The 17,303-nt window shown below is 68.7% G+C and carries 16 protein-coding genes and 1 pseudogene; 13 read left to right on the forward strand and 4 right to left on the reverse strand.

What is annotated here, in order from left to right; translation table 11 throughout:
• Nucleotides 1-2: 2 nt before the first annotated feature.
• From G3I60_RS33655 to G3I60_RS33665, 3 genes are all read right to left on the reverse strand, one after another.
• Nucleotides 3-581 (reverse strand): YdeI family protein, encoded by a 579-nt coding sequence (locus G3I60_RS33655; protein WP_164297038.1) that lies wholly within the window; start codon nucleotides 579-581, stop codon nucleotides 3-5.
• 123 nt (nucleotides 582-704) lie between these two features.
• On the reverse strand, nucleotides 705-1,703 hold the full coding sequence (gene gap / locus G3I60_RS33660; protein WP_164608104.1) for a type I glyceraldehyde-3-phosphate dehydrogenase: 999 nt from the start codon (nucleotides 1,701-1,703) through the stop codon (nucleotides 705-707).
• Nucleotides 1,704-1,825: 122 nt separating this feature from the next.
• Complete coding sequence (locus G3I60_RS33665) at nucleotides 1,826-2,782, reverse strand: GlxA family transcriptional regulator (protein ID WP_138352713.1); 957 nt, start codon at nucleotides 2,780-2,782, stop codon at nucleotides 1,826-1,828.
• A gap of 785 nt (nucleotides 2,783-3,567) precedes the next feature.
• Between G3I60_RS33665 and G3I60_RS33670 the strand changes: the two genes are divergently transcribed.
• From G3I60_RS33670 to G3I60_RS33690, 5 genes and pseudogenes are all read left to right on the forward strand, one after another.
• Nucleotides 3,568-3,831: a hypothetical protein gene (locus tag G3I60_RS33670; protein WP_164297034.1), complete on the forward strand. Its 264-nt coding sequence runs from the start codon at nucleotides 3,568-3,570 to the stop codon at nucleotides 3,829-3,831.
• A 351-nt stretch (nucleotides 3,832-4,182) separates the two neighbouring features.
• A pseudogene (locus G3I60_RS47130) lies at nucleotides 4,183-4,275 on the forward strand (ALF repeat-containing protein); the annotation flags it as partial.
• A 6-nt stretch (nucleotides 4,276-4,281) separates the two neighbouring features.
• Complete coding sequence (locus tag G3I60_RS33675) at nucleotides 4,282-4,950, forward strand: hypothetical protein (RefSeq protein WP_203674529.1); 669 nt, start codon at nucleotides 4,282-4,284, stop codon at nucleotides 4,948-4,950.
• Between the two features lie 151 nt (nucleotides 4,951-5,101).
• Nucleotides 5,102-5,563, forward strand: coding sequence for a hypothetical protein (locus tag G3I60_RS33680; protein ID WP_164297031.1), 462 nt, complete (start codon nucleotides 5,102-5,104; stop codon nucleotides 5,561-5,563).
• A gap of 932 nt (nucleotides 5,564-6,495) precedes the next feature.
• Nucleotides 6,496-6,807, forward strand: a complete 312-nt coding sequence (locus G3I60_RS33690) for a hypothetical protein (protein ID WP_343241785.1) — start codon at nucleotides 6,496-6,498, stop codon at nucleotides 6,805-6,807.
• Nucleotides 6,808-7,264: 457 nt separating this feature from the next.
• Here the strand turns inward: G3I60_RS33690 and G3I60_RS33695 are convergent, their stop codons facing one another.
• The gene (locus G3I60_RS33695; RefSeq protein WP_239070593.1) at nucleotides 7,265-8,065 is read right to left on the reverse strand and encodes a hypothetical protein; all 801 of its coding nucleotides are present in this window, start codon (nucleotides 8,063-8,065) and stop codon (nucleotides 7,265-7,267) included.
• A 596-nt stretch (nucleotides 8,066-8,661) separates the two neighbouring features.
• Here G3I60_RS33695 and argC point away from each other — a divergent pair.
• The 8 genes from argC to G3I60_RS33735 all read left to right on the forward strand — a co-directional run bounded on the left by argC (nucleotide 8,662) and on the right by G3I60_RS33735 (nucleotide 17,292).
• The gene (argC, locus tag G3I60_RS33700) at nucleotides 8,662-9,690 is read left to right on the forward strand and encodes an N-acetyl-gamma-glutamyl-phosphate reductase (RefSeq protein WP_164297027.1); all 1,029 of its coding nucleotides are present in this window, start codon (nucleotides 8,662-8,664) and stop codon (nucleotides 9,688-9,690) included.
• Nucleotides 9,687-10,838, forward strand: a complete 1,152-nt coding sequence (gene argJ / locus G3I60_RS33705; protein WP_164297025.1) for a bifunctional glutamate N-acetyltransferase/amino-acid acetyltransferase ArgJ — start codon at nucleotides 9,687-9,689, stop codon at nucleotides 10,836-10,838. The genes argC and argJ overlap by 4 nt, the downstream gene beginning before the upstream one ends.
• On the forward strand, nucleotides 10,835-11,743 hold the full coding sequence (gene argB / locus G3I60_RS33710; RefSeq protein WP_138352689.1) for an acetylglutamate kinase: 909 nt from the start codon (nucleotides 10,835-10,837) through the stop codon (nucleotides 11,741-11,743). Before argJ ends, argB begins: the two co-directional genes overlap by 4 nt.
• Complete coding sequence (locus tag G3I60_RS33715; protein ID WP_164297023.1) at nucleotides 11,740-12,942, forward strand: acetylornithine transaminase; 1,203 nt, start codon at nucleotides 11,740-11,742, stop codon at nucleotides 12,940-12,942. Before argB ends, G3I60_RS33715 begins: the two co-directional genes overlap by 4 nt.
• Nucleotides 12,939-13,472, forward strand: a complete 534-nt coding sequence (locus tag G3I60_RS33720) for an arginine repressor (protein ID WP_138352687.1) — start codon at nucleotides 12,939-12,941, stop codon at nucleotides 13,470-13,472. Before G3I60_RS33715 ends, G3I60_RS33720 begins: the two co-directional genes overlap by 4 nt.
• Nucleotides 13,473-13,670: 198 nt before the next feature.
• The gene (argH, locus tag G3I60_RS33725; protein ID WP_164297021.1) at nucleotides 13,671-15,095 is read left to right on the forward strand and encodes an argininosuccinate lyase; all 1,425 of its coding nucleotides are present in this window, start codon (nucleotides 13,671-13,673) and stop codon (nucleotides 15,093-15,095) included.
• Nucleotides 15,096-15,190: 95 nt separating this feature from the next.
• Complete coding sequence (locus G3I60_RS33730; protein WP_138352685.1) at nucleotides 15,191-15,739, forward strand: TetR/AcrR family transcriptional regulator; 549 nt, start codon at nucleotides 15,191-15,193, stop codon at nucleotides 15,737-15,739.
• A complete protein-coding gene (locus G3I60_RS33735; RefSeq protein ID WP_164297019.1) occupies nucleotides 15,736-17,292 on the forward strand; it encodes an MFS transporter in 1,557 nt (518 codons plus the stop codon). The genes G3I60_RS33730 and G3I60_RS33735 overlap by 4 nt, the downstream gene beginning before the upstream one ends.
• The last annotated feature ends 11 nt before the right edge of the window (nucleotides 17,293-17,303 follow it).

The following is a 17,303-nucleotide window of genomic DNA, read 5'->3' on the forward strand; positions in this document are numbered from 1 at the left end:
CGCTATCCGGAGGTCTCGCCGTTCATCAGCAGTTGCAGGGCCTTCTCGAGCCGGGCTTGCCTGCTCTCCGGCGTGAGCGCCTGGAGCAACGGCAGGATCGTCAGATAGCGCCCGGTCCTGTCGAGCGCCTCGAACGCCTTTCCCGCCGCGGGGTTCGCGTCGAGCGCGGCCGCGAGGTCGGGCGGCACGGCCGCCGTCCGCTGCGACGCGTAGGCCGCGGCCCACCGCCCGTCCTCCTGCGCCTTGAACACCTCGGCCAGCCCGGGTTCGCGCATCCGCCCCGCGGCGGTCAGCATCTCGACCTTCTCCACGTTCACCCGCGACCACAGGCTTCTGGGCCGGCGCGGCACGTACTTCTGCAGGTAGTGCCGCTCGTCCTGGGAGCGCCGCTGCCCGGAGATCCAGCCGTAGCAGAGCCCGATGTCGACCAGCTCGTCGGAGGTGACGCTCGGGATGCCGGAGTTCTTCTTGGCCATCCTGATCCACACGCCCTCTTGGCGGGTGAAGTGCCCGGCCAGCCAGTCCTCGAACGCCCCGGCGTCCGCGAAGGCGATGATCTCCACTCCGTCGAGCTCGTCCATGCGGCCCAGGCTATCGCCGGACCGGGCGCTCCAGTTGGCCCGACCGGCCGACCGGCCGACCGGAGCGCCCACGGGAAGCGTTGGGCGCCGCGGCGGCCGGAGGCGGGGTGCCCCGGCGTCCGGTCAGCGGGTGGCGAGCAGCTCCAGCGTGTCGATCACGCGGTTCGAGAAGCCCCACTCGTTGTCGTACCAGGCGGCCACCTTGATGTGCCGGCCGTCGACGCGGGTGAGGGCCGAGTCGAAGATCGACGAGGCGGGGTTGCCCGTGATGTCCGACGACACGAGCGGGTCCTCCGAGTACTCGAGGATGCCGGCGAGCGGCCCCTCCGCGGCGGTGCGGTACGCCGCCAGCACGTCGTCGCGCGTCACGTCGCGGGCGACGGTCGTGTTGAGTTCGACGATCGATCCCACCGGAACGGGCACCCGGATCGAGTCGCCCGACAGCTTGCCCTCGAGGTTCGGCAGCACGAGGCCGATCGCCTTGGCGGCGCCCGTCGTGGTCGGCACGATGTTCACCGCGGCGGCGCGGTCGCGGCGGGCGTCCCGGTGCGGGCCGTCCTGCAGGTTCTGCTCCTGCGTATAGGCGTGCACCGTCGTCATGAAGCCGTGCTCGATGCCGGCGAGCTCGTCGAGCACCGCGGCGAGCGGTGCGAGCGCGTTGGTCGTGCACGAGGCGTTCGAGATGATCGTGTGCAGGGCCGGGTCGTACGCGTCGGTGTTGACCCCGAACGCGAGCGTGACATCGGCGCCGTCCGACGGCGCGCTGACGAGCACCTTCCGCGCGCCCGCGTCGAGGTGGGCACGGGCGGCCTTGGCCGAGGTGAAGCGGCCAGTCGCCTCGAGCACGATGTCGACGCCCAGCTCGGCCCACGGCAGCTGCGCCGGTTCGCGCTCGGCGAGGACCTTGATGCGACGGCCGTCCACGACGAGGGCGTCCCCGTCGACGGTGACCGGGCGGCCGAGCCGGCCGGCCGTCGTGTCGTAGGCGAGCAGCCGCGCGAGGGTGGCCGGCTCCGTGAGGTCGTTGACGGCGACGACCTCGAGGGTGCTGTCGCGCTCGAGCAGCACGCGCAGCGCATTGCGCCCGATGCGGCCGAATCCGTTGATGGCGATGCGAGTCATGAGTGGTGTCCCTTCGGTTCACCACCAGGTTCTCGCGCACCGTCGGCCGGTGGCAGCGGCGTGATCGCCATGGTTCGAAAGGATCGCGCCACGCGGTGGCGGCCTACTCGCGCCGGGTGAACCTACTCGCCCCGGGTGAAGGTGCGCCGGTACTCGCTCGGCGTCGTGTCCAGGATGCTCTGGAAGTGCCGCCGCAGATTGGCGCCGGTGCCGAGACCGACGTCGGCGGCGATCTGCTCGACGCTCCGCTCCGAACGCTCGAGCAGCTCACGGGCCACGTCGATGCGGGCCCGCATGACCCACTGCATCGGTGTGTATCCCGTGTCCTCGACGAAGCGCCGCGAGAACGTGCGCGGCGACACCGCCGCATGCCGGGCGAGCACCTCAAGGTTGAGGGGCTCGCCGAGCCGGAGAAGGGCCCACTCGCGGGTGGCCGCGAACCGCTCGCCGAGCAGCTCGGGCACGCTGCGCGGCACGTACTGCGCCTGCCCGCCGCTGCGGTAGGGAGCCGCGACCAGGCGCCGGGCCGCATGGTTCGACGCGGCCACCCCGAGGTCGCCGCGCAGGATGTGCAGGCACAGGTCGATGCCCGAGGCCGCGCCGGCCGACGTCAGGACGCTGCCCTCGTCGACGAACAGGACGTTCTCGTCGAGCCGCACGAGGGGATGCCTCGCCGCCAGCGCCCGCGTGTAGTGCCAGTGCGTCGTGGCGCGCTTGCCGTCGAGCAGACCCGTGGCGGCGAGCGCGAAGGCGCCGGTCGAGATGGCGGCGAGCCGCGCACCCCGGTCGTGTGCGGCGATCAGCGCGTCGACGACGGCCTGCGGCGGGTCGTCGCGGTCCGGCAACCGGTAACCGGGGACGAAGACGATGTCGGCCCACTCCAGCGCGTCGAGGCCGTGGGCCACGTGGTAGGACAGGCCGTCGCCACCGTTCACGAGACCGGGTGCCGCCCCGCACACCCGCACCTCGTACGGCATGCTCGCGCGGGTCGTGAAAACCTGCGCGGGAATGCCGACATCGAGTGGCTTCGCACCCTGCAGCACAAGGACGGCGACGCGGTACAGGCGAGAGGCTGGCACGGAAAGAGGGTACGGGGGGCGTGACGTCGACAGGCTCCGCGCCGACCGAAGCGCTGAAAGGCCGCCTGAGGCGCTGAACGGCCGACCGAAGCGCCGGTCACACCGGTGTGACCGAGAATTTTGGTTGGCGAATCTTGATCCGAGCTGTGCAGGCCAGGCGGGATTGGGGAATTTTTGGTGGCAGATCTTGAGAGGAATAGTTGGCGAATCATGAGCATGAGTTTTCACTGTGCGTGAGTGCCGTTGAGCGCAGGCGGCGCGGCTGGTCAGACCGTGAGTGAGTGCTTCGCGACGCCGTGCGCAGCGCTGTCCGGAGCGGCAGTGCTGTCCGGACCTGCGGTGCCGGGGGCCGGGGGTGCTGGGGAGACGCTCCGAAGTCCTTCACAGCGCGCCGCCGGTAAACCCACCCACATCTGGAGCATCGGCAAGAAATCCTCCCCAGCAGCGAACGCCGCGTCGCACTGGAGCAAACACAGGGCAGAGTTCCCCGAGTTGCAGAACGCAAAGCAATACGTTGAACTCGCACACAGCTACCGCGTGCTCGCAGATGCTGGCAAGCCGGTAGTCGGGTACCGTATCTATGCTCAGAACAGTGGATCAAAAGCAGTCTTCGACGAATCCAAAAAGACGTGGTCAGCATTCAGTCCCGACGGAGTACCTCAAACCATGTACAAACCGTCCCCCGTACGATCCAGTGAAAAATAGAGGCGGCTATAGAGGAACTCTAGAGGAATGGCTAAAGGAACCTGGCCGCGGAACCGAAATCAAATAACAATGGGAAAATCATGGAAGCCTCGATCGAAACTTCCTGTCGCATTTGTGGTCTAACTGACGGGAAGACTCACATTTGGAAAGATGGGGAGCCTCTGTACATCATCTGCGAATGCTGCGGAATGGAGTCAGGAATCGGCGACGAAACCCTGGAACGCGTCCGCGAATATCGCGGCGCCTGGGTAGGCGAAGGCGCAAAATGGAGCGAGCCAAAGCGCAAGCCTGCGGCCTGGAATATTTTCGAGCAGTTGGCGAATATTCCTCTCCGGTGGCGCTGATCAATGGTTCACGTCTGATCTGAAGTCCATAGGATGCCAGCTCTCTTCGGCTTTCTATGATTGGCCGCCAGCTACAGCTGGCGGCCAATCTGTACTTGTGCACTGCTGTGCGTATCGGACGGGTTATGGGAGGTCGCGGAGCCCTTCCTGCCCACCGTTCTGGTGTGGCCGCAGGGCGGCGGGGTGGCGAACACCGGTGATTGAAGCGGGCTTTGCCACCGCGCTTCGGGGCGTGGAAATCGACTCTGCACCGCCGGTTCGCCATTAGCCCGCCACAACGCGATCGCGTCGGACCGGAACTCCGGCCAGTACGCGGCCCGGGAGGCTGATGATCAGCTGCGTGCCACGCAGCTGATCAGTATCGGTGGTCCCGAGGTCAGGGCCGCGGCGAGAATCGCGCTGGAAGGTCCTGCGCCACTGCTGCAGCAGTTCATCGCGTCGGGCCAGTTCATGGCCGAACGCAAGGACAATCTCGCCACCACCCACGCGTCCCAGGTCCAGGCGCTCATCGCCGGCGCGGACTCCGTGGCCGCGATCGCACAACAGAACGCCGCCGAAGCCCTCCGTGTCGCCGCTGTCGCCATCAACGCCGCAACAGACGCCGAGAACTACCGCAAACAGGCGCTGCAGTCCGCCGCGCAGGCCGCCACCTTCACCGAACAGGCCAGGAAGTCCGCCCAGGCGGCAGAGGCCTCTGCCGCCCGAGCCGCGGCATCCGCCAAGACCGCGCGCACGGCCGAAACCACTGCCAAAAACGCTGCACGCGATGCCACCAACTCCGCCACCCACGCAGCGGATTCGGCCGCCGCAGCACGCGGCTCCGCCGACGCGGCATGGTCCGCCGCCAACGAAGCCCGCGCCTCCGCCGTACAGGCCGGCAAGGACGCCGCAGCGGCGGACCAGGCGGCCATCGACGCTTGGAAATCCACCTTCACCAAGCTGATCGCGGAAGCGGCGGAACGTCGGCGCAAGGAGACAGAAAAGGCCGATCGGCAGCAACTCCAGACTCTGGAGGACGAACTCCAGAACGCGCTCGACGAGGACGAACCCGGTTGGTGGGATCGGAAGCTCAACGACTTCCAGTTCAGCACCGATCTCATCGGGATGCTCCCGGCGTAGGTGAGCCTTTCGACCTGCTCAACTGCGGGATATCCGAGATGCGCGGGAAGACGGTGGACGCCAGCCTGTCGTGCGCGGCCGCCATCCCCGTTATCGGCTGGGGCGCCACCGGAACCAAGTGGGGCGCCAAGGCCCTACCCCCGGTGCAGGAGTGCAAGGCACCGAAACGCTCCTGGACTTTCTGCGGGCCAATCGGGATGCGGGCAGGTCCACCCATATCTGGGCCACCAAGTACACCAAGGCCGGCAACGTCAAGGCCGATCGCGTCACACTCGCTCTTGACCACTGGAAAAAGCACCAGGCGGAGTTTCCGGAGCTGAAACAGCCCGGGGACTACGTCGCCAAGGCGCACAGCTACCGTAAACTGACGGATCCGGGAAGCCCCCCGCCGGGATATCGCGTTTTCGATCGAAAGCTCCCGAACGGGACAGATGTGGGGTGGATGGTTTACGAAACCAAGTCGAACACCCTAATTACGTACAATGCAGAGGGTCTCCCGGTAACAATGTACAGGCCATCGAAGTATGATCCCGCGACGAACCCAAATGGCTATAAGGAGGCTACGCTTGAGGATCATCTGCAGAAGAATGCCGGGGGAGCCGAGCGCCACTAGCTCAAGATGTGACGGAGGGAAAAAAGTTGGATGACGAGGACAACTACGAAGTCGTTTGCCGCGTCTGCGGTTACACTGACGATGGCGTTCTGTGGGAGTACGGCATTGCAACAGCCGTGATCTGCCCCTGTTGCGGATCGCAGACGGGCCTTAATGACTCGTCTCTGCAGGGCGTCCGAAATTATCGGGGCCACTGGGCTGATCGTGGATTCGACTGGTGGGCCCCGGATCGCAAACCTGAGAAATGGGATCGGCTCGCGCAGATGGCCAATGTGCCGCCGGAATGGGTCTGACGAGTGAAATGATCCACCGGGCGTGGAAAGGCCGGTAGCCGCTCCGCGCAAGGGCCCGCCCGCAGCACGCGGACGGGCCCTTGCCGCGAGAGCACGGGCCCGGACGGTTCGCGGCCGCGTTCCTCATGTCAGCCGAGGACATCGCATCCGAACTCCCGGAACGACTCGACTGGCCCAAATTTCTCCGCTTGAAGGCAAAATGGAACGTCTCGCTATCCATCCTTTTGGTTAGGGCAAAAACGCTCTGAGTCATGAGCGGACACATCTACGTGCAAGGATGGAAAGCATTGTCCGTCCGAGGATGGAGGAAAGTAGAGCCGGGGCTCCCTGGGAAACCCAGAAGCCCGGTACTATTGCAACGCGCACTTGATCTCATGGAAACAACTGGCCTCTCCTTCGCCGATTTCATCAATCGTTCTGGACTTCCGGAAGCCGACGTTCGAACCCTGCTCAGCCGGGATATCAGCGAACGACCCCGCGTGGAGTTTTGACCTGGGCCGTGACGGTTGGTGATCTGTTAAGCACTTGAGTCGAAGTCCCGGGCGAGCTGGTAGGCAAACTCAGCGAGGAGTTTCCGCAGGTCGGCGTAGTGCCGTAGCGGATCAGACCGGGCGAGGTTGTACCAGGTGGTGTTCCGACGTGGCAGCCGTACTCACCGCGTACGCGCGGGAGCAGCGACTGCTGACAGCGACGGACCCCGATCTCAGCACCGACCGGATCGGCGAGGGCCTGACGGCGGTCGTGTCGGTGAAGCTGGACCATCCCGAGTTCAAGGGCTCCACGCGCGACACGCTGGTCAACACCGCAGTGCGGACCTGCGTCGGACAGGCCGTCCAGGAACACCTCGGCAGGTGGCTGGAGGGGCACCCGGAGCGGGCCGCAGCCGTCATCGACCGGATCGACCGGATCGACCGGATCGACGGGATCGACCAGGGTGTCCGACGGGACTGACCAACAACGGATCGCCCTGCCGTTTCCCGGAACCGGCTACCAGCAGAGCGGTCGGCACCACGCGGACGCTCGACCAGGGTCCCGAATCCGTGCAGTCGGTCCAATTCATCGATCACAACAGCAACACCGACGGCCAGATCCTCTGAGACGCCGAGCGAATCGGACCAGATCATCTGAGATAGGGACCAGATCGCTCGAGACGGGACAGCGGGTGATGCTCTCTTCGGTGCAGGTCGCCGGCAGGCGGAGGGAGCTGGTTGGCGGATCTTGAGGGCGATAGTTGGCGGGCCGGGATCCGTCTTGGTCACGGTGCGTGACTGATGGTGGCGACCGCCTGTCTGGCGTGTTCCTCAAGGGCCGTGCAGAGCCAGGAGGCGGGGCCGGGTGGTTTTTGCATTCCCAACGCCTGAGTAGCGTCAGGTGCGACAACTCCGATGCACAACCACAGACCGGTTGCTCAGAACAAGGAGCCCCAGAGGACCTCTTCCGGGTCCGGTTCTTCTGGGTGGAGCATGCAGCGTCTGCAGCGCAGGAGTCCTGGTTCGTTGGTGCCCGAGGCGGCGCTCATCCACGGCAGGGCCTCCATGGCGTGTGCGCGCTCGTTGTCGGCGAGGGTGTCGACGGTCCGGCGGAGCTCCTCCGGTGCGGATTGGTCGGTGAGGCAGAGCCAGCCGACCGCCGCCGACAGACGGGCTTCGGGGGCCTCCGCCCGGTCGTGCCACCGTTCGCGCAACCAGGTGACAGTCGGCGGGTGCGGGTGGGCCCGCGTGATCTCGGCGGTGGCCAGGAGCAGGGCGGCGCGGACCATGGCGTCGCCCTCGGTGGCGAATCCGTTGGCCAGGGCAGTCCGGATGGTGTGGGTGGGGTCGGCGGCGGTCGCCAGGACGTAGGCGGCGTCGACGCGGACGGTGAGGTCGGAGTCTCCGAGAAGGGGCAGGAGTGTGGAGGTGGCGGTGGTGATCGCGGCTCGGGCGGCGGCCACCGACCAGCCGGCCGGGTAGCCGGTCACCTCGTAGCCGTAGTCGTCGTGGGTATCGGGGGCGTGGCGCCGGGGATCGTTGCGGTGAAGGAGGAATTCCTCACGAGAGGCGACGCCGTGGTGCCTGGCACGGGCGGGGCCGGAGAGGACGGCGAGGGCGGCGGTGCGGTGTGGGTGGTGGGCGTTGATGGCGAGGGGAATGAGGAACGGCACGGCGAGGGCGGCGGCGGCCCGGCTGTCGTCGGCGCACAGGCCCCACAGCACACCCGTCGCGTCCACGACCGGTTCGCCGCCAGTGCGCAGGAGGGAAACCGCCTCCCGGACGTCGCACCCATGGGGGAAGTTAACCCACGGGACGGCATCGAGGTCCAAGCCCTGTCGGGGCTCGGACAGGATGCCGGCTACCACCGTCCGCACGTCGAACGGACCTCCCGAGAACGAGGCCAGGTCCGCCCCGTCCGTCACTTTCCGGCACATCGCGAATGTCGGATCGGTCCGCCAGTCCTTCACGTCACACCCCAACCGTCGAATCTCCGGAACTTGATCATGGCTGGCCCGGCGGCCCACCGGAAGCCTCTCGGCGGTGATCCAGCGGTTCGTACGGGCCAACCATCATGCACCGGGGTCAACCGGAATGCTCATGGGTCACCCACCGAGCTCAGTCCCAGGTAGGCACGTGCTAGCTGCAACGCTCAAGGGCCAACGAGAGCACTAAGTCTCAACAAACACAGCGTTACGGAAGCAAGATCCGCCAAGTACTGCGCTCGTCCGCCACGTAAAAATCTCGGTCGCAACCGGTGAGCCGGCCCTCAGCCGAGATCTTTGCATAAAGCTTCGGTGGACCGTATAGTCATGCCATCGACGAGGAGGGTTCGATGGCTTTGCGGGCAGCGGTGGCAGGGGCGAGTGGTTACGCGGGAGGTGAGATCCTGCGGCTGCTCCTCGGGCACCCGGAGATCGAGATCGGTGCGCTCACCGGCAACTCCAATGCGGGACAGCGACTGGGCGCACTGCAGCCGCATCTGCTGCCGCTGGCCGGACGCGTACTGGAGCCGACGTCGGCCGAGGTGCTGGCCGGGCACGACGTGGTCTTTCTCGCGCTGCCGCACGGGCAGTCCGCGGCGGTCGCCGAACAGCTCGGCGACGGTGTGCTGATCGTCGACTGCGGTGCCGACTTCCGGCTGAGCGATGCCGCGGACTGGGAGAAGTTCTACGGCTCCCCGCACGCCGGGACCTGGCCGTACGGGCTGCCCGAGCTGCCCGGGGCGCGGGTCGCGCTGCTGGGCTCGAAGCGCATCGCGGTGCCCGGCTGCTTCCCGACCAGCGTCTCGCTGGCGCTCTTCCCGGCGTACGCGGCCGGGCTCGCCGAGCCCGAGGCCGTGATCGTCGCCGCTTCCGGCACGTCCGGCGCGGGAAAGGCCCTCAAGCCGCACCTGCTCGGCAGCGAGATCATGGGATCCGTCACCCCGTACGGCGTCGGGGGCGTGCACCGGCACACCCCCGAGATGATCCAGAACCTGTCGGCCGTGGCCGGGGAGCCGGTCGGCGTCTCGTTCACCCCGACCCTCGTACCCATGCCGCGCGGCATCCTCGCCACCTGCAGTGCGCGGGCGAAGGCGGGAGTCACTGCCGAAGCGGTCCGCGCCGTGTACGAGAAGGCCTTCGCGGACGAGCCGTTCGTGTACCTGCTGCCCGAGGGGCAGTGGCCGTCGACCGGCGCGGTGCTCGGCTCCAACGCCGTACAGCTGCAGGTCGCGTACGACGAGGCGGCCGGCCGCATCATCGCCATCAGCGCGATCGACAACCTGACGAAGGGCACCGCGGGCGGCGCGGTGCAGAGCATGAACGTGGCCCTCGGACTTCCCGAGGACATGGGACTTTCCACGACAGGAGTGGCACCGTGAGCGTCACGGCAGCACAGGGATTCACGGCCGCGGGGATCGCCGCCGGGATCAAGGACAGCGGCAACCCCGACCTGGCCCTCGTGGTCAACAACGGGCCGCGCCTGGCCGCCGCGGGTGTCTTCACCTCCAACCGTGTGAAGGCCGCGCCCGTCGTCTGGTCCGAGCAGGTCGTCAAGGGCGGGCTGGTGTCCGCCGTCGTCCTCAACTCCGGTGGCGCGAACGCCTGCACGGGACCGCTCGGCTTCCAGGACACGCACGCGACCGCCGAGCGGGCCGCGGAGGTCCTCGGACAGAACGCGGGCGAGATCGCGGTCGCCTCGACCGGTCTGATCGGGCTGCGGCTGCCGATGGACAAGCTGCTGCCCGGCATCACCAAGGCGGCGGCCGAACTCTCCGCGCACGGCGGCGAGAAGGCCGCCATCGCGATCAAGACCACCGACTCGGTGCACAAGACGGCCGTCGTCGAGAAGGACGGCTGGACCGTCGGCGGGATGGCCAAGGGTGCGGGCATGCTCGCACCGGGACTGGCCACCATGCTGGTCGTGCTCACCACGGATGCCGACCTGGACGCCGGCACCCTCGACACCGCGCTGCGCGCCGCCACCCGCACCACCTTCGACCGGGCCGACTCCGACGGCTGCATGTCGACCAACGACACCGTGCTGCTGCTCGCCTCCGGCGCCTCCGGCACCGTCCCCGCCTACGACGACTTCGCCGCCGCCGTCGAGCAGGTGTGCGCCGACCTGGCCCGTCAGCTGATCGGTGACGCCGAGGGCGCGTCCAAGGACATCAAGGTCGAGGTGATCAACGCCGCGACCGAGGACGACGCCGTCGAGGTGGGCCGCTCCATCGCCCGCAACAACCTCCTCAAGTGCGCAATCCACGGCGAGGACCCCAACTGGGGCCGGGTGCTGTCCGCGATCGGCACGACCGCCGCCGCCTTCGAGCCGGACCGGTTGAACGTGGCCATCAACGGCGTCTGGGTCTGCAAGGACGGCTCGGTCGGCGAGGACCGCGACCTGGTCGACATGCGGTACCGCGAGGTCGTCATCACCGCCGACCTCAGCGCGGGCAGCGCCGCCGCCACCATCTGGACCAACGACCTGACGGCGGACTACGTGCACGAGAACAGCGCGTACAGCTCATGACCAACCCCACCGCGCGCAACCACACCGCGCTCCCCAAGGCCCGCATCCTCATCGAGGCGCTGCCGTGGCTCACCCGCTTCAACGGCAAGACCGTCGTCATCAAGTTCGGCGGCAACGCCATGGTCGACGAGGAGCTGAAGGCGGCCTTCGCCCAGGACGTCGTCTTCCTGCGGCATGCCGGCCTCAGGCCCGTCGTCGTGCACGGCGGCGGCCCGCAGATCAGCGCGCAGCTCGACCGGCTCGGCATCACGTCGTCCTTCACCGCGGGACTGCGGGTGACCACCCCCGAGACGATGGACGTCGTCCGGATGGTGCTCGCCGGACAGGTCCAGCGGCAGCTGGTCGGACTGCTCAACGAGCACGGCCCGTTCGCCGTCGGGATGACCGGCGAGGACGCGCACACCATGACCGCCGTCAAGCGGCACGCGGTCGTCGACGGGGAGCAGGTGGACATCGGCTTCGTCGGCGAGATCACCCATGTCGACCCGGGCGCCATCCAGGCGCTGCTGGACGACGGCCGGATCCCGGTCGTCTCGTCGATCGCCCGCGGCGAGGACGGCCATGTCTACAACATCAACGCGGACACCGCCGCCGCCGCGCTCGCCTCGGCGCTGGACGCCGAGGTGCTCGTGGTCCTCACCGACGTCGAGGGGCTGTACGCCGACTGGCCGTCCAGCGAGGACGTGATCAGCCAGCTCACCGCGAGCGAGCTGGAGAAGCTGCTGCCCTCGCTGGCCAGCGGCATGGTGCCCAAGATGGAAGGCTGTCTGCACGCGGTGCGGCACGGCGTCGGCAGCGCACGGATCATCGATGGCCGGGTGCCCCACTCGATGCTCCTCGAAGTATTCACGGACGACGGCATCGGCACGATGATCGTGCCGGACGCGCAGGGGGACGGGTCATGAGCAACGAGGAACTGACGCGGCGGTGGCAGGGCTCGCTGATGGACAACTACGGGACGCCGCGCGTCCCGCTGGTCCGCGGCGAGGGCGCGAAGTTCTGGGACGCCGACGGGAAGGTCTATCTCGACTTCGTCGGCGGTATCGCGGTCAACTCCCTCGGCACCGGCCACCCGGCCGTGGTCCGGGCGGTCTCCGAGCAGATCGGCACGCTCGGCCATGTGTCGAACCTCTTCATCGCCGAGCCCCCGCTGGCGGTCGCGGAACGGCTGCTGGAACTCTTCGGCCGGGCAGGCCGGGTCTTCTTCTCCAACTCCGGTGCGGAGGCGGTGGAAGCCGCCTTCAAGATCGGCCGGCTGACCGGCCGCACTCACATGGTCGCCACCTCCGGCGCCTTCCACGGCCGGACGATGGGCGCCCTCGCGCTCACCGGCCAGCCGAAGAAGCAGGAGGCGTTCCACCCGCTGCCCGGTGATGTCACCCATGTGCCGTTCGGGGACGCGGACGCACTGCGCGCCGCCGTCACCACCGACACCGCGCTGGTGATCATCGAGCCCATCCAGGGGGAGAACGGCGTCGTCGTGCCGCCCGCCGGCTATCTGAAGGCGGCGCGGGAGATCACCTCCGCCACCGGCACCCTGCTGGTCCTGGACGAGGTACAGACCGGCATCGGCCGGACCGGCCACTGGTTCGAGCACCAGGCGCACGGCGTCGAGCCCGATGTCGTCACCCTCGCCAAGGGGCTCGGCGGCGGTCTGCCGATCGGGGCGACGATCGCCTTCGGCACCGCTGCCGACCTGCTGACGCCGGGTCAGCACGGCACCACCTTCGGCGGGAACCCGGTCTCCTGCGCCGCCGCGCTCGCCGTACTGGACACCATCGCGGCCGACGGGATCCTCGACAACGTCAAGCGGCAGGGCGACCGGCTGCGGCACGGGATCGAGGCGCTCGGGCACCCGCTGGTCGATCATGTGCGCGGTGCGGGGCTCCTGCTGGGTATCGTTCTCACGGAGCCGCTCGCACCGCAGGTGCAGCAGGCGGCTCAGGACGCCGGACTCCTGGTGAACGCCGCTGTGCCCGACACGGTACGGCTCGCTCCTCCGCTGATCCTCGGTGACGACGAGGTGGAGGTGTTCCTCCAGGCGCTGCCCGCCGTCCTCGACGCGGTACACAGGGACCAACGATCCGGAGAAGGGCGACGATGACCGAGGCGCAGCACGGCCAGGCCGTACCGCAGACCCGCACCGCACGCCACCGGCGGATCGTGGACATCCTCAACCGGCAGCCGGTGCGGTCGCAGAGCCAGCTGGCGAAGATGCTCTCCGACGACGGGCTGAGCGTTACGCAGGCGACGCTCTCGCGGGACCTGGACGAGCTGGGCGCGGTCAAGATCCGCAACTCCGGCGGCGAGCTGATCTACGCGGTGCCGTCCGAAGGCGGCTTCCGCACCCCGCAGGCGCCGTTGGGGGAGTCGGTCAAGGAGGAGCGGATGGCCCGGCTCGCCGGCGAGCTGCTCATCTCGGCGGAGGCGTCCGCCAACCTGGTCGTGCTGCGCACCCCGCCGGGCGCGGCCCAGTTCCTGGCCTCCGCGATCGACCAGGCCGAGGTGCACGACATCCTGGGCACCATCGCCGGCGACGACACCCTCATGCTGATCAGCCGCGACGCGGCGGGCGGCCAGGCGCTGGCCGACCACCTCCTCCGGCTGGCGGCTGGCGACCACCGGCAGAACTGAGCCGGCGCCGTACGACCCGGATCGTGTCGCCGAAGCCGTCTGGAAGGGCCCCCGTTCCCGGGGGCCCTTCGGCGTTCCCGGGGCGCCGGAACGCGCCGGAAGGCCTTTTTGACGAATCATGCAGTGCAATGCATACTTATGCCAGTCAGTGCGTTCGTCACCAGGCGACGGTCCACGCGACACTTTCGAGGAGCAGCGGTGAGCAGCAACGGCGATGTCAGGCTCTGGGGCGGCCGGTTCGCGGACGGCCCGGCGGAGGCCCTGGCCAAGCTTTCGGCGTCGGTCCACTTCGACTGGCGGCTGGCCCCTTACGACATCGCCGGTTCCCGCGCCCACGCCCGCGCCCTGCACAAGGCCGGGCTGCTCACCGATGACGAGCTGGGGCGGATGCTGGCCGGGCTCGACCAGCTGGCGGTGGATGTCGAGGCGGGCACCATCACCGGCACCATCGCCGACGAGGACGTGCACACCGCGCTGGAGCGCGGTCTGCTGGAGCGGATCGGCCCGGACCTGGGCGGCAAGCTGCGGGCCGGCCGGTCCCGCAACGACCAGATCGCCACCCTCTTCCGGATGTACCTGCGCGACCACGCGCGGATCATCGGCGGGCTGATCGCCGAGCTGCAGGAGGCGCTGGTCGGTCTCGCCGAGACGCACGCGGACGTCGCCATGCCGGGACGTACACATCTGCAGCACGCCCAGCCGGTGCTCTTCGCCCACCACGTCCTGGCGCATGTGCAGGCGCTGAGCCGGGACGCCGAGCGGCTGCGGCAGTGGGACGACCGGACGGCCGTCTCGCCGTACGGCTCCGGTGCGCTCGCGGGCTCCTCGCTCGGCCTCGACCCGGTGGCGGTCGCCGCCGAACTCGGCTTCGAGCGCGGTTCGGTCGCCAACTCCATCGACGGCACGGCCTCGCGCGACTTCGTCGCGGAGTTCGCGTTCATCACCGCGATGATCGGGATCGACCTGTCGAGGATCGCCGAGGAGATCATCATCTGGAACACGAAGGAGTTCTCCTTCGTCACCCTCCACGACGCCTTCTCCACCGGCTCGTCGATCATGCCGCAGAAGAAGAACCCGGACATCGCCGAGCTGGCGCGCGGCAAGTCGGGCCGGCTCATCGGCAATCTGACCGGTCTGCTGGCGACGCTGAAGGCCCTGCCGCTCGCGTACAACCGCGATCTGCAGGAGGACAAGGAGCCGGTCTTCGACTCCTGCGACACCCTCGAGGTCCTGCTGCCCGCCTTCACCGGGATGATGGCCACCCTCACGGTCAACGCCGCGCGGATGGAGGAACTGGCACCGGCCGGCTTCTCCCTCGCCACCGACATCGCCGAATGGCTGGTCAAGCAGGGCGTTCCGTTCCGGGTCGCGCACGAGGTCGCGGGGGAGTGCGTCAAGGTCTGCGAGGCCGGCGGCATCGAGCTGGACGAGCTGACGGACGAACAGTTCGCCAAGATCTCACCCCATCTGACGCCCGAGGTCCGCACCGTCCTCAACGTCAAGGGCGCGCTCGCCTCCCGCGACGGGCGGGGCGGCACGGCGCCGGTCCGGGTGGCCGAGCAGCTGGCCGAGGTCAAGCAGGACGTGGCCGTACAGCTGGCCTGGGCGCTGGCCGAACGCTGACACCGGGCGGAGCGCCGGGCCGTGACGGCCCGGCCTCCGCCGTTCTGCGGATTCAATGTGAGACATCCGTGTCTCATGCGCGCTATATTTGTCTCATGAGTTTCGATCGTGAACAGGTGCTGCGCGACGCCGCGGCCCTGCTGAGCCGCCGGGCCACCGCGTCCATGGACGAGATCGCCAAGGCGGCCGGAATCAGCCGCGCCACCCTCCACCGGCACTTCCCCGGCCGCGACGCCCTCGTCCGGGCCCTCGGCCTGCTCGGGATCGCGCAGATGGACGAGCGGCTGGACGCCGCCCGCATAGAGGAGGGCGACCCGGTCGAAGCGGTCCGCCGGCTGATCGACGAGGCTATGCCCGTCTCCGGTTTCCTGGCCTTCCTCTACGGCGAGAACCAGCTGTACGACCTGCCGGAGGTCAACGAGGGCTGGGCGAGGGTGGACGAGCGGGTCAGCGCGCTGTTCCGGCGCGGCCAGGAACAGGGGCTGTTCCGGTACGACCTGACACCGACCTGGCTGGGCGAGGCGCTGTACGCCCTGATCGCGGCCTCGGCCTGGTGCGTCCAGGATGGACGTATGGCACGGAACGATTCCGCCCGTATGGTCTCCGAGCTGATGCTCGGCGGGATGCTGCGGAGCGCGTCATGACCCGCGACGCCCTGCACAAGCCCACCGCCCCCGTGCCCCCGACGCCCCCGCACCCCTCCCGCTGGCTCGCGCTCGGCATCCTCACACTGGCGCTGCTGCTCGTCGCCGTCGACGCGACGGTGCTCGGGCTGGCGATGCCGTTCCTGACCGAGGACCTGGAGCCGTCCTCGACCCAGGTGCTGTGGATCGGCGACATCTACTCCTTCGTCATCGCCGGGCTGCTGGTCTCGATGGGCAGCCTCGGTGACCGCGTCGGCCGCAAGAAGCTGCTGCTCATCGGCTCCGCCGCGTTCGGCGGGCTGTCGGTGCTGGCCGCTTACGCGCACACCCCGGAGATGCTCATCCTCGCCCGCGCCCTGATGGGCGTGGCCGGCGCCACCCTCATGCCGTCCACCCTCGCGTTGATCCGCAACCTCTTCACCGACCCGCGGGAGCGCAGCTTCGCGATCGGTGTGTGGGGCGCGGCCTCGACGGCCGGCGCCGCCGTGGGACCGGTCGTCGGCGGCATCCTGCTGGAGCACTTCTGGTGGGGCTCGGTCTTCCTGATCAACCTGCCGGTCATGGTGGTCCTGGTGGTCGTCGGCTACAAACTGCTGCCGGAGTCGAAGAATCCCGACCCGGGTCCCTGGGACCTGGTCAGCGTCGCGCTGTCGCTCGTCGGCATGTTCGGTGTCGTGTACGGCATCAAGGAGATCGCGGCGCACGGCGCGAAGCCCGCCGCCTTCGCCGCGGGCGCGGTGGGACTGGCCTGCCTCTATGCCTTCGTCCGGCGGCAGTACACGCTGCCCGCACCGCTGCTGGACATGCATCTGTTCCGCAACCGGGGCTTCTCCGCCTCGGTGCTGGCCGATCTGCTGACCGTGCTGGGCCTGTCCGGGCTGATCTTCTTCCTGTCGCAGTTCCTGCAGATGGTGCAGGGGCGCTCGCCGCTGGAGGCGGGTCTTGCCGAACTTCCGGCCATGGTCGGCGCCGTGGGGGCCGGGCTCTGCGCGGGCATGGCCGCCCGCCGGTTCTCCGTGCGGCTGGTCGTCGCGGGCGGTCTGGGCGCCAGCGGTCTGGCGCTGGCCGGACTGTTCGGGCTCACCCCGGAGACGGGCTACCCGCTGCTCTTCGCCGTGCTGCTGATCGTCGGTGTGGGCGCCGGCTTCTCGTTCACCGTCACCGCCGACGTGATCCTCTCCAGCGTCCCCGAGGAGGAGGCCGGCGCCTCGGCCGCGGTGTCCGAGACGGCCTACGAACTCGGCGCCGCCCTCGGCATCGCGCTGCTCGGCTCCATCGTCACCGGCGTCTACTCCAACCTGACGCTGCCCGCCGGACTGCCGGCGGACAGCGCCGCGCAGGCCAAGGACTCCCTGGCGGGGGCCGTCGAGGTGGCGGGCACGCTGCCCGGCGAGAGCGGGAACACCCTGCTCACGGCGGCGCAGGCATCGTTCACCGACGGGCTGCGCATCGCAGCCCTGGTCGGCGCGGTGGTGCTGATCGGGGCGTCGGTGTGGGCCTGGCGGATGCTGCGCCACACCAAGCTGGCAACGGCCCGCTCCGCCCATCACTGAGGGGCGGAGCG

The sequence above is a fragment of the Streptomyces sp. SID13666 genome (assembly GCF_010548325.1).
Lineage (GTDB): Bacteria > Actinomycetota > Actinomycetes > Streptomycetales > Streptomycetaceae > Actinacidiphila > Actinacidiphila fildesensis.